Source organism: Actinomadura macra NBRC 14102, assembly GCF_001552215.1.
In the GTDB taxonomy this organism is placed as follows: domain Bacteria; phylum Actinomycetota; class Actinomycetes; order Streptosporangiales; family Streptosporangiaceae; genus Spirillospora; species Spirillospora macra.
Window position 1 is genome coordinate 249,838 of sequence record NZ_BCQT01000015.1, and the last position, 17,911, is coordinate 267,748.

The window sequence follows — 17,911 nt, forward strand, 5'->3', positions numbered from 1 at the left end:
ATCGACTCGCCTGCCCTCGCGGTGCACGCGCTCTACGCGCTACATGGCCTCCTGCCGGTCCTTGCTCCGATCTGCCGCAGGCGGAGGGTGCTCCGGCACTGTGAGCCCACCGCACGGCCTGCCGCCTACTGGGCGTCAGCCGACTGCTGGGAACTCAGTAGTACTTGCGTGCGAGCCCAGATCTCGGTCGGGTCGAAGCGGTCGGCCGTCCATGTGTGGGAGTGGATCTGGCCGCGGGTTCGGAAGCGGCGCATGATCGCGACGTGCGGTGGCCAGGCGACGAAGCGGTGGAGGTCGGCGGTGGTCTTCCAGACGGAGACGGAACCGCTGCGGCGTTGCAGTGGCTTGGACCATAGCCACAGGCCCACCGCGCCGCCGAGGTCGGGCCAGGCTCGGCGGAGCGACAGACCTGCCTGGTAGATGGACGGCAGGTCGCAGGCGTTGCCGGTGAAGTCGGTGACGCTGATCAAGACGGGGCCGTCGGCTTCGGCGGGGCCTGGACGCCAGCGGGTTCTCATGGGGTGCGGCCGAGAAGGGTGAGGAGGCGGTCTTCGGGAGTGGCGCCGGCCGGGGTTGGGACGGGCTTGTCGAAGGAGGTGCCCGGGCCGCGATCGTCGGCGGGGACGATGGCGGCGACCTTCAGGGATGCGGTGATGAGTTCTTCGGACGGTTCCCAGGGGACGCGGATCGTGGCGGCGACGTCCCAGGCGTGGACGACGAGGTCGACGAAATGGAAGCTGATCGCCAGGGAGGCGGGGAAGCCGCCGCCGTCGCGGATCTCGGGGAGGATGAACTCCTGATCGAGCGCTGCTTCTGCGAAGGCGGCGGTGACGAGGTCCGCGGAGGCTTTGGCGGCGGCTACGGGGTCGGTGCCGAGGTCACCGTTCCGCCAGTTGCGGAGGCGGGCGCCGTCGCCGCGTGCGGCGGCTGCGAAGCCTTCGTCCTGGCTCACCTGGTGGCGCAGGAGGCCGTGCAACGTCCAATCGGGGCAGGGGGTGGCCAAGGTGAGCTGGTGGGGCCGTACTTGGGCGACCGTGGAGAGGTAGAGGTCGAGTGCCTTCAGGTCGAGCGGGCGGAAGTCGGTGTCGAGTAGTTCGGTCAGCATGTGGCTCACGCTAGGGAGGCTGAGAGGCCCAGGTACAGGGCCAAAATTGCGGGAAATGACTGAGCCGATTTAGGGTCGTCGGGTGGATCTGCATGTGAGCCTCATGGGGCGACGGGATCTCGCCGGGCAGATCTACCAGCAGCTTCGTGCGGCGATCCTGGACGGACGGCTACGCGCCGGCGAGGCGCTTCCGCCTACCAGGGAACTGGCGCGACGTCTGGAGATCTCCCGTAACACGGTGGCCGTGGCCTATGACCGGCTGACCGCGGAGGGGTTCTTGAGCAGTCGGGTGGGCGCCGGGACGTTCGTGCAGGAGACCGGGCCGGTGTCGCGTGGAGCGCCGGCGGCGTCGCCGCTCAGGCCGCGGGGGATCTGGAACGAGATATCCGCGTGGCCGGCGTGGACGCCGGGTGTCCGGTGGGACTTCCGGGCCGGTCTGCCCGATGTGCGGCTGTTTCCGTACGAGTCCTGGCGGCGAATCATGGCGGGACGGCTGCGGGCTTCGGCGCTGGACGATCCCGCGGCGGCGGGCGACCCGGCGGGTCTTCCCGATCTGCGGCGGGCGATCGCCCGGCATGTGGGGGTTTCGCGGTCGGTGCGGGCGACGGCCGATGACGTCGTCGTCACCTCGGGGATCCAGCAGGCTCTGGACCTGATCGTCCGTGTGTTGCTGGAGCCGGGGGACGTGGTGGCGGTGGAGGATCCGGGGTACCCGCCGGCGCATCTGCTGCTGAGGGCGGCCGGCATGCGGGTGCGGGGTGTCCCCGTCGACGCCGAGGGTCTGCGGGTGGACGCGCTGCCGGCGGACGCGCGGGCCGTCTACGTCACTCCGTCGCATCAGTTTCCGTTGGGCATGCCGATGTCGCTGCCGAGGCGGCGGGCCCTGCTCGACTGGGCGCGGCGGCGGGACGTGGTGGTCGTCGAGGACGACTACGACACCGAGTACCGCTATGGCGGCCGTCCGATCGAGCCGCTGCAGAGCCTCGACGAGGACGGGCGGGTGCTCTACATGGGCACCTTCTCCAAGATCATGCGTCCGGTGTTGCGGCTCGGGTTCCTGGTGGCGCCGCCGGCGCTGCACCGTGCGTTCCGGATGGCCCGGTATGTCTCGTCCTGGCATGCGGAGTTGCCGACGCAGGCCGCGCTCGCCCGGTTCATCGAGGAGGGGCTGCTGGCTCGGCACATCCGCAGGTCGCGCCGCGAATACCAGGCGCGGCACGAGCGGGTCGCGGAGCTGGTCGACGAGCGGTTCGACGACCTCGCCCTCATCCCGTCCGCCGCGGGACTGCACCTGAGCGCAACTCTCCCGGACGGGACGGACGACGCGCGGCTCGTCCGGCGGGCGCTCGCCGAAGGTGTCGGGCTGTTCGCGCTGTCGGAGTTCGCCGTCACCGGGCCGGTCGTTCCGGGGCTGGTGTTCGGCTACGGCGCCGTGGCCCGACCCGAGATCGATATCGGTCTCGCACGGCTACGTGAGGTCATCGCCGGCCGGGACGCGCCTGGTCCCGCGACCTGACTCCGTGGCCCTGCCTCGCGGGCTGACCCGGGTGGGCTGGTCTTGCAGGCTGACCTCACGAGCTGGGCCGGGCGCTACCGGGTCGGGCCGGGAGTGATCTTAAAGATCGTCAGCGCTGGACCGGGGTGACGCGGCGGCCGTCGGCGCCGAACAGGAGGATCCGCTCCAGGTCCACGGCCAGCGCGACGTGGTCGCCGCGGTTCGGGCGGTCGCCGTGGGCGATGCGGAACACCAGGTCGGAGCGGCGGTGGTGGCCGGCGTGCTCCTCCTGCGGCGGGTCGTGGGCGAAAGCCGGACGGCCCAGCCGAGTCCGCAGCCGGTCCAGGAGCCCGGTCGGCTCAGGTGTTTCGTGGGGAGCAGGGGTGCGTATCGCGCCGATCTCGTTCGCGTCGACCGTGGGCATCCCCGCCTCGGCGTACGCGAGCCATTCATGCCCGTGGAACTCAAGCGCGCGCACCTGACCGGACATGACGGTGCCGGGCGCCGCGGGTGCGCCGGGAGCGATCGGGGCGAGCGTGTCCGGGCGGATTCCCACGATGACGGGCTTCCCGTGGTGGCTGATCAGCCAGGACGCGCGGGAATCGTCCCAGGGGAGGTTCAGCCGCTGCGAGCCGAGGTCGAGCAGCAGGCCCTCGCCCTCGACCGCCCAGAGCGTCGCCTGGAGCAGGTTGATCGGCGGGTTGCTGAGGAACGCCGCGACGAACACCGTCGCCGGATCCGCGTAGATCTGCTCGGGGGTGCCGACGTCCTCCAGGACGCCGTCGCGCAGCACGCCCATCCGGTCGGCCATCGTCATGGCCTCGACCTGGTCGTGGGTGACGTAGACGGTGGTGGTGCCGCTGGAGCGTACCAACGCGGCGATCTCGACGCGCAGCTCGGTGCGCAGGCCCGCGTCCAGGCTGGACAGCGGCTCGTCCATCAGGAACAGCGACGGCTCGCGGATCAGCGCCCGCCCGATCGCGGCCCGTTGCCGCTGTCCGCCCGACAGGGTGTGCGGCAGCCGGTCGATCATTGTGCTGAGGCCCAGCGCGCGCGCCAGCTCGACGACTTTCGCGGTGGCCGCGGTTCGGTCGCCGCGGGTCACCTCCAGCGGGAACATCATGTTGCCCTTGACGGTGCGGTGCGGGTAGAGCGCACCCTCCTGGAACACCATTGCCACGTTCCGATCCCGCGGCTGGAGTTCGTTGGCGAGGGCCCCGTTCAACCAGAGCTCGCCCGCGGTGATCTCCTCCAAACCGGCGATCATCCGCAGGATCGTGGACTTTCCGCAGCCGGACGGCCCCAGCAGGACGAACAGTTCCCCATCGTTGATGCGCAACCGGACGTTCCGGACGGCCATCTGGCCACCGGGATAGATCTTGTCGACGCCGTCGAGCACAACATCCGTCATCGGGGGGCCGCCTGGGGGTGGGCAGAATCTCGGTGCGCCATCACATCGCGCACCGAACGGTTTGTCCAGAGTCAGCCTAGGGTTACTCGCCGTTAACCGGTCCGGGGGCGGCCAGGGACGATGGGCCGGCCGGATCCGAGGGCGGCACACGGGCCGGATCCGGGACGGATGGCCTTGTCCAATACTCGGGGAGGCGGTCGTGTCAAGGCCGTTCCCGTCCTCGCGGATCCCGCTGGAGATCGCGAAACCGCCGTGCGACGCTGCTGACCGAGGCGGAGGCCGCGCCCGCGTCCGGCGGCGCCGCTCCGCCCGGCCCCGTCCAGGGCCCGAAGGAGGAGCTCCCATGTCCGACTTCCCACCGGCCGGCACCTCACCGAACAACTCCCACCCCGCCGGCTCAGCCGACTCCCACCCAGCCGACTTCTATTCCGCCGACTCCTCTCTCCCCGACACCGGCGACGGCGCTGTCCGCGGTACCGGTACCCGTGGCGGCGTCACCCGGCGGTCCTTTCTCCACCGCACCGGGACGGGCGCCGTCCTGTTCGCGGGCGGTGTCCTCGCGGGAGGCACGGCCGCCGCCACTCCCGCTCGCCGGGCCGCCGCAGGGATCGCGCCGGCCGACCTCGACCCGCTTGCCCTGCTCAAGCGGATGCTGGCGTTCGACACCCAGAACTTCGGGGACGGCGGCATCACCCGGCCGCACGCCGAGATGCTGAAGGGCGTCTGGGGGTCGGCGGGTGTGCCGGCCGAGATCGTGCCCACCCCCAAGAAGGACAATGTTCACCTCATCGCCAGGATCAAGGGCACAACGGCCGCCGCCCCGCTGCTGCTGCTCGGCCACTCCGACGTCGTTCCGGTGGAGCGCGCCAAATGGACCGTTGACCCGTTCGCCGGGATCGTCAAGAACGGTGAGATCTACGGGCGCGGGGCCCTGGACATGAAGGGCGCCAACGCCGCCTTCGTCACGGCGCTGCTGCGTCATCTCAAGGAGGGCGGCCGGTTCGACCGGGACATCATCGTCCTCACCGACTGCGACGAGGAGTCCGGGCCGTACGGATCCCGGTGGCTCGCCGAGCACCACTGGGACAAGATCAACGCTGGGATGGTCCTGACGGAGGGCGGCTGGTTCCTCGCCCAGAAGGACCGCAAGACCCCGATGCTCATCACCGTCACGCGCCAGGACAAGGTGTACTTCAACCTCGATCTGGTCGCGGACGGCACCGCCACCCACTCGTCCAAGCCCAATCCCGACTCCGCCATCGCCAAGCTCTCGCGCGCCGTCACCGCCGTCGACACGTGGCTGGCGCCCGTATCCTTGACCCCGGTCACCCGCGAGTACTTCTCCGCGCTCGCCAAGGCCACCCACGACGACCAGCTCAAGCGCGCGCTGGAGCTGCTGCTCTCCGCCCGCTCGCAGCACGCCCGCGAACGGGCGGCCGCGCTCGTCGTCAAGCGCAGCTCCTATCCGTGGCTGCATCGCGCCCTCCTCCGCACGACCCACGCCTTCGTCATCGAGGACGCCGGCTACAAGGAGAACGTCATCCCGTCGACCGCCACTCTCCGGCTCAACTGCCGGGGAGTCCCGGGCGGCCAGCGCCCCCGCGACTTCCTGGCGGACTTCCGTGGGCGGCTCAAGGACCGCGACGTGACCGTCAAGCTCGTCGGCAATGCGGGGGAGTCCGAGGAGGACGCCCTCAAACGCCTCGACGAGACGTTCGCCAAGCCGCCGTCCAGCATCGATTCGCCGCTCTACCAGGCGATCGGCGCCGCCGCCGCGAAGACCTACCCGGACGCGGTGTTCGCGCCCGCCCTGTTCGAGGCCGGGACGAGCCTGTCGCCCTGGACGTCGCGCGGAGTCCCCGGGTACGGCGTCTACCCCTACGTTCTCGACAACGACCAGCTCGTCACCATGCACGGCACCGACGAAAGGATCTCCGTCGCGGCCCTCCAGCAGGGCACGGAGTTCATGTACCGGCTCTTCGACCGGTTCAGGGTCCGCTGACCGCGCGCCCGATCGAGGGGTAGTCGACGACCAGGCCGTCCGGGGCGAAGACGATCTCCTCGGTGAACCCGGGGCTGGAGTACCGCACCACGCTGCGGTCGCCGTCCCGGCGGACGAACGCGTACGTCTGCCGGGACGGCGTCACGACCAGGTCCGGGACCGACACCCACGCCATCAGGTGCTCCACCGGCCCGGCGTCCCGCGAGGAGTCGTCCAGGAAGCCGCCGCGCAGCACCGGCATCGTGTTGGTGAGCGGCGAGAGCCCGAGATCGCAGTCGAGCGCACCGCGCAGCGCCGTCGCGTCACCGCCGGGCGGCGGCAGCGCCACGTGCCCCTCGGCGCGGGCGGTCACCGTCCACTCGCCCTCGGGACGGTTGACCAGTTCCAGCCACCGCCGCCACCGTCCCGTCTCCGCGTCGATGCCGTACGCCCGGACGGCGAGCCGGGCCGTCACGTACCGTTCGCCGGTGGTCAGCTCGTACTCCAGCCGGTAGGGGAACGGGCCGCCGCCGATCACCGAGCCGGTCGCCGCCATCCGTCCGGCGTCCAGTTCGACGTCCGCGAGCTCCGCGCCCTCCGGTTTCACCCACACCAGCGATCTCGTCATGTGCCCAGTATCGGACGGCGACCGTCCCGATACCCGTTCCGGTGCGATGCGCCGGATGTCGTGGCGTCGCCGTAGACTCCTTCGTCGTGGCAGGCCGGATTCGCAATGAGGACATCGCGCTCGTTCGGGAGCGGTCGTCCATCGACGCCGTCATCGGCGAGTACCTGCAGCTGCGCAGCGCGGGCGGCGGCAATCTCAAGGGCCTGTGCCCCTTCCACGACGAGAAGTCGCCCTCGTTCAACGTGACGCCCTCGCGCGGGCTCTACTTCTGCTTCGGCTGCGAGGCGGGCGGCGACGTCATCAAGTTCGTCCAGGAGATCGAGCACCTGTCGTTCTCGGAGGCGGTGGAACGGCTGGCGGCCCAGGTGGGCATCCAGCTGCGCTACGAGGACGGCGGCTCCGGGGGCCCCCGGCGGGACGGCGGGCAACGCGCGCGGCTGCTGGAGGCGCACAAGGCCGCCGCCGAGTTCTACGTCGAGCACCTCGGCTCCCCCGAGGGGATGATCGGCCGGACGTTCCTGTCCGAGCGCGGCTTCGAGGCGGCCGACGCCGCCCACTTCGGGGTGGGGTTCGCGCCCCGCGAGTGGGAGGGGCTCGTCCGGCATCTGCGCGCCCGTGGCTTCGCCGACCGCGACATCATCGCGGGCGGGCTGGCCAAGGAGGGGCGCCGCGGCCCGATGGACCGGTTCCGCGGCCGGCTGATGTGGCCGATCCGCGACCTGAGCGGCGACGTCATCGGCTTCGGGGCCCGCCGCCTGTACGAGGACGACGAGGGCCCCAAGTACCTGAACACACCCGAGTCGCCGCTGTTCCACAAGAGCTCGGTGCTGTACGGGGCCGACCTGGCCAAGAAGGAGATCGCCCGGCGGCGGCAGGCCGTGGTGGTCGAGGGCTACACCGACGTGATGGCCTGCCATCTGTCCGGCGTGCAGACGGCCATAGCGACCAGCGGGACGGCGTTCGGCGACGACCACATCAAGATCCTGCGCCGGCTGCTGATGGACCAGGACGAGTTCCGCGGCGAGGTGATCTTCACCTTCGACGGCGACTCGGCCGGGCAGAAGGCGGCGCTGCGCGCGTTCGAGGACGAGCAGAAGTTCGTCACGCAGACGTTCGTCGCCGTCCAGCCGGACGGACTCGACCCCTGTGACCTGCGCGTCCGGCATGGCGACGCGGCCGTGCGCGACCTGGTGGCCTCCCGGTTGCCGCTGTTCGAGTTCAAGGTGCGCAACGCGATCGAGCAGCATGACCTCAACACCGCCGAGGGACGGCTCGGCGCGCTGGACGCGGCGGCCCCCGTCGTCGCGGCGATCAAGGATCGGGCGCTCCGCCAGATGTACGCGGTCAGCCTCGACCGCTGGCTCGGGATCATGGACGAGCAGTTCGTGCTGGGCCGCGTCCGCGATCTGGCGGCCCGCCAGCAGGGCCGGGGCCGGGCGAACGGCGGCCGTGCGGGCAACGGACGGGCCGACAACGGGCGGGGAGGCGTGCGGTCCGGCGACGGGCGCGCGCTGAACGGGCGCGACGACGGCACGTCCGCAGGCGCCGAGGCCGCGGCGCCGCGGCGGCCGACCTATGATCCGAACGATCCCGAGGTTCAGCGGGAGCGTGAGCTGCTCAAGCTCGCCGTCCAGCGGCCCGCGTTGCTGGGGCCGGCGTTCGACGAACTTCCGGCCGGGGCGTTCATCGCGCCGCCGCACGCGGCGGTGCGCGCGGTGATCGCGGAGGCGGGTGGCGTCTCGGCGGCGGGCGCGGTCGCCGAGTGGGTCGCGCTGCTGCTTGAGCAGGCGCCGAACGACCCCGTCCGGGATCTGGTCACCATGCTCGGAGTCGAGCCGGTACGGTCTGCACAGGAATCGGATGACCGTTATGCGGTCGAACTGCTGGCCCGAATACAGGAACGCCAGCTCACCCGCATGATCGCGGACACCAAATCTAAACTCCAGCGGCTGAATCCGGACGAGGCCCCGGAGGAGTACCCGCGGCTCTTCGGCGATCTTGTTGCACTTGAGCAGCAGAGACGGGTGTTGCGAGAGCGTGGACTTGGGGCCCAGTAAGTCAAGTGTCCGCAAAATAGGACCTGTGATCTAGCCCCTATTTGACGCAAACTGTCTGCGTGGGCCCTTCGGTGCTGCCTAGCGAGGCGCCATCGGTTGATCAGGTGGCGGACCTCGTCGCACGTGGCAGAGAGCGCGGCGGTGTGACCGTCGATGACGTCGCTGCCGCGCTCGATCGCTCGGACTTGCCGGACGACTCCCTGGAGCGGGTCGTCCGGATGCTCGCAGAGCAGGGGGTGGAGGTCCTCGAATCTCAGCAGGAGACCGAGGACGTCGCGCGAGCGGATGAGGGAGACCTCGGCAAGCGGGCGCCGACGAGCGACCTGGTTCGGATCTATCTGAGAGAGATCGGTCGCGTACCGCTTCTCACGGCAGAAGATGAAGTAGAACTCGCGAAATCGATCGAGGCGGGACTGTTCGCCGAGGAGAAGATGGCGCACGTCGCCATCCTCGCCCGCGGCGAGCGCCTCGACCTCGAACTGCTCGCCCGTGATGGTGTGCGGGCGAAGCAACGCCTGATCGAGGCCAACCTGCGGCTGGTCGTCTCGATCGCGAAACGCTATGTGGGTCGGGGAATGCTCTTCCTCGACCTCATCCAGGAGGGAAATCTCGGTCTGATTCGTGCGGTCGAGAAGTTCGACTACACGAAGGGGTTCAAGTTCTCCACCTACGCCACCTGGTGGATCCGGCAGGCGATCACCCGCGCCATCGCCGACCAGGCAAGGACCATCCGGATCCCGGTGCACATGGTGGAGACGATCAACAAACTGGTCCGCGTGCAGCGCCAGCTCCACCAGGACCTCGGCCGCGAACCCACCCCTGAGGAGATCGGCCTGGAGATGGGCCTGTCGCCCGTCCGGGTCGTGGAGATCCAACGGATCGCTCAGGAACCGGTCTCGTTGCAGTCGCCGATCGGCGAGGAGGACTCCGATCTCGGCGACTTCATCGAGGACGCGGACGCCGTCGTGCCGATCGAGGCCGCGGCGTTCATCCTTCTCCAGGACCAGTTGGAGGACATTCTCGGCACGCTGTCGGAACGGGAGCAGCGCATCATCCAGCTGCGCTTCGGCCTGACCGACGGGCATCCCCGGACCCTGGAGGAGGTCGGCAGGGAGTTCGGCGTGACCAGGGAGCGGATCCGCCAGATCGAGTCCAAGACGCTGGCAAAACTACGCCATCCGTCCCGTGCGCAAATGTTGAGGGAGTACCTGGACTGATGCGGTGGCCCTCCCGGCCGCCGGCAGGGAGGGCCACGGATGCGGGCCCGGCCGGGCGTGCGGGGCCAGTGGGCGTGCGGGCTCACTGGGCCGGGCTTTCACCGGCCGGGGTCCACTGGGCGTGCGGGTTCAGTGGGCATACAGGCGCATTTCGTCCGCGTCGTGGATTACCGTGGTCGCATGCTGATCGTGACGACTGATGGCGTGGCCGGGTACGAGATCCGCAGCGTGCTCGGCGAGGTCCTGGGGACGGCCGTCCAGACCGATCAGGCCAGGGCGCCGCACGGGCAGGGCAGCAGCGCGACGTTCCGGGTGACGGGGGAGCAGACACCGGTCGGGCTGGCCGCCGCGCGCCGTGAAGCGGTGGACCGCCTCGGCGAGGAGGCGCGCCGCAAGGGCGCGAACACGGTCGTCGGGATGCGCTTCGACACCGCGGCGGTCGGCGGCGGGTTCGAGGTGTGCGCGTACGGGACGGCCGTCTGGACCGAGCTCGCGTCCCAGGGCCGCGACCATATGCAGCAGATGCCGCAGCAGCACCCGATCCCCCAGGGGCACCAGGGCCAGGTGCCGCCGTACGGCGATCCCCAGCCGGGCGGGCCGCCGATGGCCGCGCGCAACCTGACGATGGGCCTGCACGACCGGCCCCGCTGACCGGTTCTGGACGGCACCGCCGGGGGAACTCTGCGGAATGCGCCTCAGCGGGCCTGTGGGCGTCTTTCGCGGAGGGGCTGTCGGAGGGCGCCGACGCCACTCGATCATGTGGGACGGATGTGGGATGACCCGCTATCGAGGGGGCGACTTGACGTACTGAGGTTAGCTTTGGCTAATTTAGGCAAGCCTAACCATTGCGCCCTCGGAGTTTCTCATGCGTCCTGCCCCCCTCCTCGCCGTCGCCGGCGTGGCCGCCCTGTCGATGTCCCTCCTGTCGGCGTGCGGCGGTGACGACGACAAGGCGGAGGCCTCGGACGCCGTGGCCGTGACCGCCACCGACGACTCGTGCGAGGTGGCGAAGAAGGATCTGCCCGCCGGCAAGATCACCTTCAAGGTCGCCAACAAGGGCTCGAAGGTCAACGAGTTCGAGGTGCTGAAGCCGGACGGCAAGATCCTCTCCGAGCGGGAGAACATCGGCCCCGGCACCACCGTCGACTTCATCGTCAACCTCCCCGCCGGCGCGTACAAGGTGCTCTGCAGCGCGGGGCAGACCGGAAAGGGTCCGACCCAGGACATCACGGTCAGCGGCCAGGCCAACGGCGTCGGCGACCAGCGCCTCACCAAGGCCGCCGCCGACTACAAGGCGTACGTCATCACCAACGTCGACGACACGATCGCCAAGACGCGGCTGTTCGTGGACGCCGTGAAGAAGAACGACGTCAAGAAGGCCAAGGAGCTGTACGCGCCGTCCCGCGTCGGCTGGGAGGCGATCGAGCCCGTCGCGGAGAAGTTCGGCGACATCGACCCGAAGGTCGACGCGCGCGAGGCCGACCTCAGCCCGGCGGAGAAGAAGGACTGGTCCGGCTGGCACCTGCTGGAGAAGGCCCTCTGGAAGGACGGCTCGGTCAAGGGCAAGGAGAAGTACGGCGACCGGCTCCTAGCGGACCTCGACGTCCTGAAGGGGCGGCTGCCCGGCCTCACCCTGGACCCGGTGAACGACATGGCCGCCGGCGCCAAAGAGCTGCTCGACGAGGTCGCGACGGGCAAGGTCACCGGTGAGGAGGAGGCCTTCAGCCACACCGACCTGGTCGACTTCAAGGCCAACGTCGACGGAGCCAAGAAGGTGTACGAGCTGCTCAAGCCGGTCGTCCAGGAAAAGGACGCGCAGCTCGCCAAGGACCTCGACGACAACTTCGCGGCCGTCGAGACACTGCTGAAGAAGTACGAGAAGGGCGACGGCTACGTCTCGTACGACACGGTCGGCAAGGACGACCGCAAGAAGCTCGCCGACGCCGTGAACGCGTTGGGCGAACCCCTGTCGAAGCTCGCTGGAGCGGTGGCGAAGTAAATGACCGAAGCCGGTTCTGAGGGACGGAAGGGCGCTGCGGCGGACCCCGGTACGGAGACGGGGCCGTCGCGGCGGCGAATGCTCGGATTCGGTGGCGCCAGCCTGCTCGTCGGCGCCGCCGCCGGCGTGGGCCTGGACCGGGTCGCCGCCGCCCAGGAGGACGACTCCCCGGCGGGCGGTGCCATCGCGTTCCACGGCGCGCACCAGGCGGGCGTCGCGACGCCCGTCCAGGACCGGCTGCACTTCGCGGCCTTCGACGTCACCACCGGCGACCGGGCGAAACTCGTCCGGATGCTCCAGGAGTGGACGGCGGCCGCGGAGGCCATGACGGCGGGCAGGTCCGTCGGGCACGGCGCCGTCGGCGGGCCCGCCGTGGCGCCGCCCGACGACACCGGCGAGGCCGAAGGGTTGCCGCCGTCCCGGCTGACGCTCACGATCGGCTTCGGCCCCACGCTGTTCGACAAGGACGGCAAGGACAGGTTCGGGCTCAAGGCGCGGCGCCCGCCGGGGCTGGTCGACCTGCCGCACTTCCCCGGCGACAACCTCGACCCCGACCGCAGCGGCGGCGACATCGCCGTGCAGGCGTGCGCGGACGACCCGCAGGTGGCCGTGCACGCCATCCGGAACCTGGCGCGCATCGGGTTCGGGGTGGTCGCGGTCCGCTGGTCGCAGCTCGGGTTCGGCAAGACGTCCTCGACGACACCGGACGCGCAGACCCCGCGGAACCTGTTCGGTTTCAAGGACGGTACCGAGAACATCCCCGGGACCGACACGGCCCTGCTCGACAGGCACGTGTGGGCGGCGCGCGGCGACGGCTCGGACTGGATGGCGGGCGGCTCGTACATGGTGGCGCGCCGGATCCGGATGCACATCGAGACGTGGGACCGCACGTCCCTGCGCGAGCAGGAAGAGATCTTCGGGCGCGACAAGGGCGAGGGCGCCCCGGCCGGCGCGCGCAAGGAGCGCGACAAGATCGTCCTGTCGCGGATGAGGCCGGACGCGCACGTGCGGCTCGCGCACCCCGACTCCAACGGCGGCTCGAAGATCCTGCGGCGTGGCTACTCGTTCACCGACGGTTCGGACGGCCTGGGACGGCTGGAGGCGGGCCTGTTCTTCATCGCCTTCCAGCGAGACCCGCGCACCGGCTTCATCCGGATCCAGCAGTCCCTGGCCGCGGACGCCATGAACGAGTACGTCCAGCACGTAGGTTCAGGCATCTACGCATGCCCCCCAGGCGTCCAAGAAGGCGGCTACTGGGGCGAGGGCCTCTTCAAGTAGCGCCCAGCGGCTGCCGGCGCGGACAACTGGCCTCAGCCGCCGTGGCTGCGATCGCGTGCGAAGCCAGGTACGAGCGAAGCGAGGACCTGATCGCGAAGCGAGCCCTCTGGGGCGAGTCGAAAGCGATGCAGCGATCGCGCAGTGTCCGTTGAAGGAGGGCGTTCAACGCCCGACGCCAAGGGCACTGCTAGCTAACTCGACGCAGCTCGCTCGGCGCGGATGCGGGTGACGACGTCGCCTGCGGCGGTCTTGATGGACTCCAGTTCTTGCAGGTACGCCCAGTAGTCCGGGTGGGCGCCGGTGAGGCCGTCCGGGGCCTTCTCCAGGCGTTCGACGAGCGAGTCGAGAACGCGGACATGCTGGGGCGCGGCGCCGCCCGGCTGGGCCATCGCGAGACGCTGCGCGTCGCGTACCGCGAACCGTACGGACTCCACGGGCTTGGTGGGGTCGGCGGCCACCGCTTCCAGTTCGGCGACCCGTCCGGTGACCTGGCCGGCGCGCCGGTCGGCGGCGTTCAGTTCGGTGCGCGCGGCGGTGAGCGCCTGCTGTGCCTGTTTCCACTCTGTGCGGGCCATGTGCGCGGACGCCTCGTTCAGCCGCTCGCGTGCCCGTGTCACGCCCGACTCGATCGCCTCGGGCGCGCCGCGCAGGTCCTGCCAGCACGCCTGCGCGTAGCCGCGCAGGAGTACCGTCATCGCCTGCCTGACAGGCTCCGTGCGGCCCGCGACGACGTCCACCCGGGTGCGGACCGAGGCGAGCGAGTTACGGACCTTCTCGGCCATTTGCGGCAGTTCCGCGGCCGCCTCATGCGCCGCCCCGGCGATGGCGCGCACCTCGTCGGCCTTCTTCAGGGCGCCGTCCAGGCCGAGGCCGCCGAGCCCCTGGGAGCCGAGCTGTGCGAGGGCCTGCTTGGCGCGTGCCAGCTCGGCCGCCGGTTCGGAGGCGTCCATTCCCGCGTCGCGGGCGGCGGTGATGGCGGCGTCGGCGGCCGCCACGGCGTCGCGGGCCGCGGTCAGGCGGGGCGGGAGCTGGTCCAGCGCGGCCTCCAGCTGTGCCATCTTCGGCGCGAGCCGCTCGGCGAACCCGTTGAGGTTCTCGGTGAGCTGCCGAAGACGGTCGGTGGAGGCCATGAACGCGCGCCGCGCGGCGTCGAGCTCGGCGGGTGTCCGGTCTTGGTCATCGAGGTCGTGCGCGTCCAGGACGGAGATGTAGGCCATCGAGGCGGCGTCGGCGGACTCGGTCAGTGCGGCGAACTCGCGCCGCGCGGGCGCGGCCGCCCCCGCGTCCAGGTCCTCGAAGACGGTGACGCGGCCGTCGATGTACTTCTGTGCTTGATCCATCTCGTAGAAGGCGGCCGACGCCGCCTCCCGCGCCTCGACCGCCGCGGCGGCAGCCTGCGCTCCCCGGCCCCGCCGGCGCTGGTCGCCCGGTCCCCGCAACGCCGCCTCCCTTCGTCCCTTGCCCAGTCTGGCGCAGTCGGGACGGTTTCGCGTAGCCGGGCCCGGGGGCGTGTGGCGACCCCCTTCGAGGTAATGCCTTCGCAACGGAGGGAACGGATAGCATCACTGCTACGTCGATATAGCGTGGCGCCGGGCCGGCGTCGGATACGGCATGCGATCTTGGAGGCACACTGTGGGTGTCAGTCTCAGCAAGGGCGGCAACGTCTCGCTCACCAAGCAGGCCCCGGGGCTGACCGCGGTCACCGTCGGTCTCGGCTGGGACGTGCGGACCACCACCGGGACCGATTTCGACCTGGACGCCTCCGCGCTGGTGCTGGACGCCTCCGGGAAGATCATCACCGACAAGCATTTCGTGTTCTTCAACAACCTGCGCACGCCGGACGGCGGAGTCGAGCACACCGGCGACAACACGACGGGCGCAGGCGAGGGCGACGACGAGCAGATCAAGGTGAACTTCGGCGCACTGCCGGCCACGGCCGAGCGGGTCGCGTTCGCGGTGTCGATCTACGACGCGGACGGCCGCGGCCAGAACTTCGGCCAGATCCGCAACGCCTACATTCGCGTCCTGAACCAGGGTGACAACTCGGAGATGGCGCGTTACGACCTGTCCGAGGACGCCTCGATGGAGACCGCGATGGTGTTCGGGGAGCTGTACCGGTCCGGCACGGAATGGAAGTTCCGCGCGGTCGGGCAGGGGTATGCCTCGGGGCTCGCCGGAATCGCCACGGACTTCGGCGTCAACCTCTGATCACTGTCACCGGACCCCACCACCGGGAAGGGAGTGGCCCGAACATGGGAGTCTCACTCGCCAAGGGCGGCAACGTCTCGCTGACGAAGGCCGCCCCCAACCTCAACGCCGTGTCCGTCGGGCTCGGCTGGGACGTGCGCGCCACGACGGGCGCCGACTTCGACCTCGACGCCTCGGCGCTGATGCTCGCCGGGACGGGCAAGGTCATGTCCGACCAGCATTTCGTGTTCTTCAACAACCTGAAGAGCCCGGACGGTTCGGTCGAGCACACCGGCGACAACCTGACCGGCGAGGGCGAGGGCGACGACGAGTCGATCAACGTCGACCTCACCGGCGTCCCGGCCGAGTGCGAGCGGATCGTGTTCCCGGTGTCGATCTATGACGCCGACAACCGGCACCAGAACTTCGGTCAGGTCCGCAACGCCTTCATCCGTATCGTCAACCGATCCGACGGCAACGAGCTCGCTCGCTTCGACCTCACCGAGGACGCCTCCACCGAGACGGCCATGGTGTTCGGCGAGCTTTACCGCCACAGTGGCGAATGGAAGTTCAGGGCCGTCGGCCAGGGGTATGCCTCGGGACTGGCCGGTATCGCACTGGACTTCGGCGTCAACGTCGGCTGACGGCCGGCCTTCCCCGCAAGACGGCCGCCCAGGCCGTCCTCTCTAGCAGAAATACGCGCATGATTCTTCGCACCTTCGGGTGGTCCTTCGCCGTCACGGCCCTCGGCCTGCTGATCGCCCTGCTGTACGACGGGGCGACCGGGCTGGCCCTGGTGGCGGTGCTGGCCGTCCTCGAGATCTCATTGTCGTTCGACAACGCCGTGGTCAACGCCAAGGTGCTCGACAGGATGAGCCCGTTCTGGCAGAAGATCTTTCTGACCATCGGCATCGCCATCGCCGTGTTCGGCATGCGCCTGGTGTTCCCGCTGCTGATCGTCGGGATCACCGCGAAGCTGAACCCGTACGAGGCGTTCGACCTGGCGCTCAACGACTCGCACCGCTACCACGAGCTGATGACCGACGCCTACCCGATGATCGCGGCGTTCGGCGGCATGTTCCTGATGATGCTGTTCCTGGACTTCGTGTTCGAGGAGCGCGCCGACAAGTGGCTGCCGTGGCTGGAGAAGCCGCTCGCCCGTATCGGCAAGCTGGACCAGCTGTCGGTGGTCGTGGCGGGCGGCGCGCTGGCGTTCGTGGCGGGCCTGTACGCCGACGACCCCGGCGAGGTCATGATCGCGGGAGTGCTGGGCATGGTCACCTACATCCTGGTCAACGGTCTCGGGGAGCTGTTCTCCGGGGTCGGCGAGGACGAGGACGAGGACGCCGAGGACGGCGCGGTGGGGGCCGCGGAGGGGGCGTCCGGGCGGTCCGGGCCGAGCTCGCTGGCGTTGGCCACCGGCAAGGCCGGGTTCTTCCTGTTCCTCTACCTGGAGGTCCTGGACGCCTCGTTCAGTTTCGACGGCGTCATCGGCGCGTTCGCCATCAGCACCGACCCGATCATCATCGCGCTGGGTCTGGGTATCGGCGCCATGTACATCCGGTCGCTGACGGTGTTCCTCGTCCGCAAGGGCACCTTGCACGAGTACATCTACCTGGAGCACGGCGCGCACTGGGCGATCGGTGCTCTGGCCGTCTGCATGCTGGTCAGCATCGGCCACCACGTCCCCGAGTGGATCACCGGCGGGCTCGGTGCCGGCCTGATCATCGCGGCGTTCGTGTCGTCGGTGGTGCGTAACCGGGGCGATGACGAGGACGCGGCGGCCGGAGCGGGCGAGGACAAGCGACTGCCCGCCGCAGGCAAAGTCTGACCTGCACCCGTTCGATCCGCACCCGTCTGACTCACACAGGTCTGGACCGCACAGGTCCGGCCGCGGCCGCGCCGGCCGCGGCTCCACCACGATCCGCACCCCGCGACGCGCATCACACGAAGGAGCCGACCATGTCGATCTCGCTGCAGAAGGGGCAGAAGGTCTCCCTGGCCAAGCCCGGCGGAGGCACGCTCACCCGGATCCGGATGGGCCTGGGCTGGGACGCGGTCACCAAGAAGAGCCGGTTCGGCAAGGCCAAACCCCAGTCCATCGACCTGGACGCGTCCTGCCTGCTGTTCGACGCCAGCGGCAACCTCGCCGACCAGGTGTGGTTCCGGCAGTTGCGCAGCAAGGACGGCTCCGTCCTGCACACCGGCGACAACCTGACCGGCGCAGGCGAGGGCGACGACGAGGTCATCAACGTGGACCTGCAGGGCCTGCCGGCCAACGTCGTCCAGCTGGTCTTCACCGTCAACTCCTTCACGGGCCAGGACTTCTCCCAGATCCAGAACGCCTTCTGCCGGCTCGTGGATGAGAGCACCGGCCAGGAGATCGCCCGCTACGACCTGAGCGGGGCGGGCCAGCACAACGCCCAGATCATGGCGAAGGTGTCGCGGGACGGGGACGGCTGGTCGATGACGGCGATCGGCGCGACCGCGACCGGCCGCACGTTTCAGCACCTTCTCCCGGCGGTGGCGACGCATCTGTGACGCCATCCTCCT

The 17,911-nt window shown here is 69.9% G+C and carries 16 protein-coding genes; 11 read left to right on the forward strand and 5 right to left on the reverse strand.

What is annotated here, in order from left to right; translation table 11 throughout:
* Positions 1-125: 125 nt before the first annotated feature.
* Complete coding sequence (locus tag AMA02S_RS25045) at positions 126-518, reverse strand: hypothetical protein (RefSeq protein ID WP_067461829.1); 393 nt, start codon at positions 516-518, stop codon at positions 126-128.
* On the reverse strand, positions 515-1,105 hold the full coding sequence (locus tag AMA02S_RS25050) for a TIGR03086 family metal-binding protein (RefSeq protein ID WP_067461831.1): 591 nt from the start codon (positions 1,103-1,105) through the stop codon (positions 515-517). The genes AMA02S_RS25045 and AMA02S_RS25050 overlap by 4 nt, the downstream gene beginning before the upstream one ends.
* 82 nt (positions 1,106-1,187) lie before the next feature.
* Between AMA02S_RS25050 and pdxR the strand changes: the two genes are divergently transcribed.
* Complete coding sequence (gene pdxR, locus AMA02S_RS25055; RefSeq protein ID WP_067461833.1) at positions 1,188-2,621, forward strand: MocR-like pyridoxine biosynthesis transcription factor PdxR; 1,434 nt, start codon at positions 1,188-1,190, stop codon at positions 2,619-2,621.
* Between the two features lie 109 nt (positions 2,622-2,730).
* On the opposite strand, the gene AMA02S_RS25060 is transcribed toward pdxR, so the two are convergent.
* The gene (locus AMA02S_RS25060) at positions 2,731-4,011 is read right to left on the reverse strand and encodes an ABC transporter ATP-binding protein (protein WP_067461835.1); all 1,281 of its coding nucleotides are present in this window, start codon (positions 4,009-4,011) and stop codon (positions 2,731-2,733) included.
* Positions 4,012-4,354: 343 nt separating this feature from the next.
* Between AMA02S_RS25060 and AMA02S_RS25065 the strand changes: the two genes are divergently transcribed.
* Positions 4,355-6,013 (forward strand): M20/M25/M40 family metallo-hydrolase, encoded by a 1,659-nt coding sequence (locus tag AMA02S_RS25065; protein ID WP_084265562.1) that lies wholly within the window; start codon positions 4,355-4,357, stop codon positions 6,011-6,013.
* Here the strand turns inward: AMA02S_RS25065 and AMA02S_RS25070 are convergent.
* Positions 6,000-6,620 carry a putative glycolipid-binding domain-containing protein gene (locus tag AMA02S_RS25070; protein ID WP_067461837.1) on the reverse strand — a complete coding sequence of 207 codons (621 nt, stop codon included), beginning with the start codon at positions 6,618-6,620 and terminating at the stop codon, positions 6,000-6,002. The genes AMA02S_RS25065 and AMA02S_RS25070 overlap by 14 nt on opposite strands.
* Positions 6,621-6,706: 86 nt before the next feature.
* Between AMA02S_RS25070 and dnaG the strand changes: the two genes are divergently transcribed.
* The 5 genes from dnaG (at position 6,707) to efeB (ending at position 13,171) form a co-directional block, all read left to right on the forward strand.
* Positions 6,707-8,677, forward strand: a complete 1,971-nt coding sequence (gene dnaG, locus AMA02S_RS25075; protein ID WP_067461840.1) for a DNA primase — start codon at positions 6,707-6,709, stop codon at positions 8,675-8,677.
* Positions 8,678-8,748: 71 nt separating this feature from the next.
* Positions 8,749-9,894 carry an RNA polymerase sigma factor RpoD gene (gene rpoD / locus AMA02S_RS25080; RefSeq protein ID WP_067461849.1) on the forward strand — a complete coding sequence of 382 codons (1,146 nt, stop codon included), beginning with the start codon at positions 8,749-8,751 and terminating at the stop codon, positions 9,892-9,894.
* 180 nt (positions 9,895-10,074) lie between these two features.
* On the forward strand, positions 10,075-10,545 hold the full coding sequence (locus AMA02S_RS25085) for a YbjQ family protein (protein ID WP_067461852.1): 471 nt from the start codon (positions 10,075-10,077) through the stop codon (positions 10,543-10,545).
* Positions 10,546-10,759: 214 nt separating this feature from the next.
* Entirely contained in the window at positions 10,760-11,893 is a 1,134-nt protein-coding gene (efeO, locus tag AMA02S_RS25090; protein WP_067461855.1) for an iron uptake system protein EfeO, read from the forward strand.
* Positions 11,894-13,171, forward strand: coding sequence for an iron uptake transporter deferrochelatase/peroxidase subunit (gene efeB, locus AMA02S_RS25095; RefSeq protein WP_067461862.1), 1,278 nt, complete (start codon positions 11,894-11,896; stop codon positions 13,169-13,171).
* Between the two features lie 191 nt (positions 13,172-13,362).
* On the opposite strand, the gene AMA02S_RS25100 is transcribed toward efeB, so the two are convergent.
* Positions 13,363-14,610 carry a molecular chaperone DnaJ gene (locus AMA02S_RS25100; RefSeq protein ID WP_067461864.1) on the reverse strand — a complete coding sequence of 416 codons (1,248 nt, stop codon included), beginning with the start codon at positions 14,608-14,610 and terminating at the stop codon, positions 13,363-13,365.
* A 193-nt stretch (positions 14,611-14,803) separates the two neighbouring features.
* On the opposite strand from AMA02S_RS25100, the gene AMA02S_RS25105 reads away from it, so the two are divergent.
* The 4 genes from AMA02S_RS25105 to AMA02S_RS25120 all read left to right on the forward strand — a co-directional run bounded on the left by AMA02S_RS25105 (position 14,804) and on the right by AMA02S_RS25120 (position 17,899).
* Positions 14,804-15,379 carry a TerD family protein gene (locus tag AMA02S_RS25105; protein ID WP_067461866.1) on the forward strand — a complete coding sequence of 192 codons (576 nt, stop codon included), beginning with the start codon at positions 14,804-14,806 and terminating at the stop codon, positions 15,377-15,379.
* A 44-nt stretch (positions 15,380-15,423) separates the two neighbouring features.
* On the forward strand, positions 15,424-16,002 hold the full coding sequence (locus AMA02S_RS25110; RefSeq protein ID WP_067461868.1) for a TerD family protein: 579 nt from the start codon (positions 15,424-15,426) through the stop codon (positions 16,000-16,002).
* A gap of 59 nt (positions 16,003-16,061) precedes the next feature.
* Positions 16,062-17,189 carry a DUF475 domain-containing protein gene (locus tag AMA02S_RS25115; RefSeq protein WP_067461871.1) on the forward strand — a complete coding sequence of 376 codons (1,128 nt, stop codon included), beginning with the start codon at positions 16,062-16,064 and terminating at the stop codon, positions 17,187-17,189.
* 131 nt (positions 17,190-17,320) lie between these two features.
* Positions 17,321-17,899 (forward strand): TerD family protein, encoded by a 579-nt coding sequence (locus tag AMA02S_RS25120; RefSeq protein ID WP_067461876.1) that lies wholly within the window; start codon positions 17,321-17,323, stop codon positions 17,897-17,899.
* Positions 17,900-17,911 lie beyond the last annotated feature (12 nt).

What these genes read in the sequence shown, in the direction of transcription:
- AMA02S_RS25110 (WP_067461868.1), top strand. Translation starts at nt 15,424, where the DNA reads ATGGGAGTCTCACTCGCCAAGGGCGGCAACGTCTCGCTGACGAAGGCC.
- efeB (WP_067461862.1), top strand. Translation starts at nt 11,894, where the DNA reads ATGACCGAAGCCGGTTCTGAGGGACGGAAGGGCGCTGCGGCGGACCCC.
- AMA02S_RS25115 (WP_067461871.1), top strand. Translation starts at nt 16,062, where the DNA reads ATGATTCTTCGCACCTTCGGGTGGTCCTTCGCCGTCACGGCCCTCGGC.
- AMA02S_RS25120 (WP_067461876.1), top strand. Translation starts at nt 17,321, where the DNA reads ATGTCGATCTCGCTGCAGAAGGGGCAGAAGGTCTCCCTGGCCAAGCCC.
- AMA02S_RS25060 (WP_067461835.1), bottom strand. Translation starts at nt 4,011, where the DNA reads ATGACGGATGTTGTGCTCGACGGCGTCGACAAGATCTATCCCGGTGGC.
- AMA02S_RS25065 (WP_084265562.1), top strand. Translation starts at nt 4,355, where the DNA reads ATGTCCGACTTCCCACCGGCCGGCACCTCACCGAACAACTCCCACCCC.
- AMA02S_RS25050 (WP_067461831.1), bottom strand. Translation starts at nt 1,105, where the DNA reads ATGCTGACCGAACTACTCGACACCGACTTCCGCCCGCTCGACCTGAAG.
- efeO (WP_067461855.1), top strand. Translation starts at nt 10,760, where the DNA reads ATGCGTCCTGCCCCCCTCCTCGCCGTCGCCGGCGTGGCCGCCCTGTCG.
- AMA02S_RS25085 (WP_067461852.1), top strand. Translation starts at nt 10,075, where the DNA reads ATGCTGATCGTGACGACTGATGGCGTGGCCGGGTACGAGATCCGCAGC.
- AMA02S_RS25070 (WP_067461837.1), bottom strand. Translation starts at nt 6,620, where the DNA reads ATGACGAGATCGCTGGTGTGGGTGAAACCGGAGGGCGCGGAGCTCGCG.
- AMA02S_RS25045 (WP_067461829.1), bottom strand. Translation starts at nt 518, where the DNA reads ATGAGAACCCGCTGGCGTCCAGGCCCCGCCGAAGCCGACGGCCCCGTC.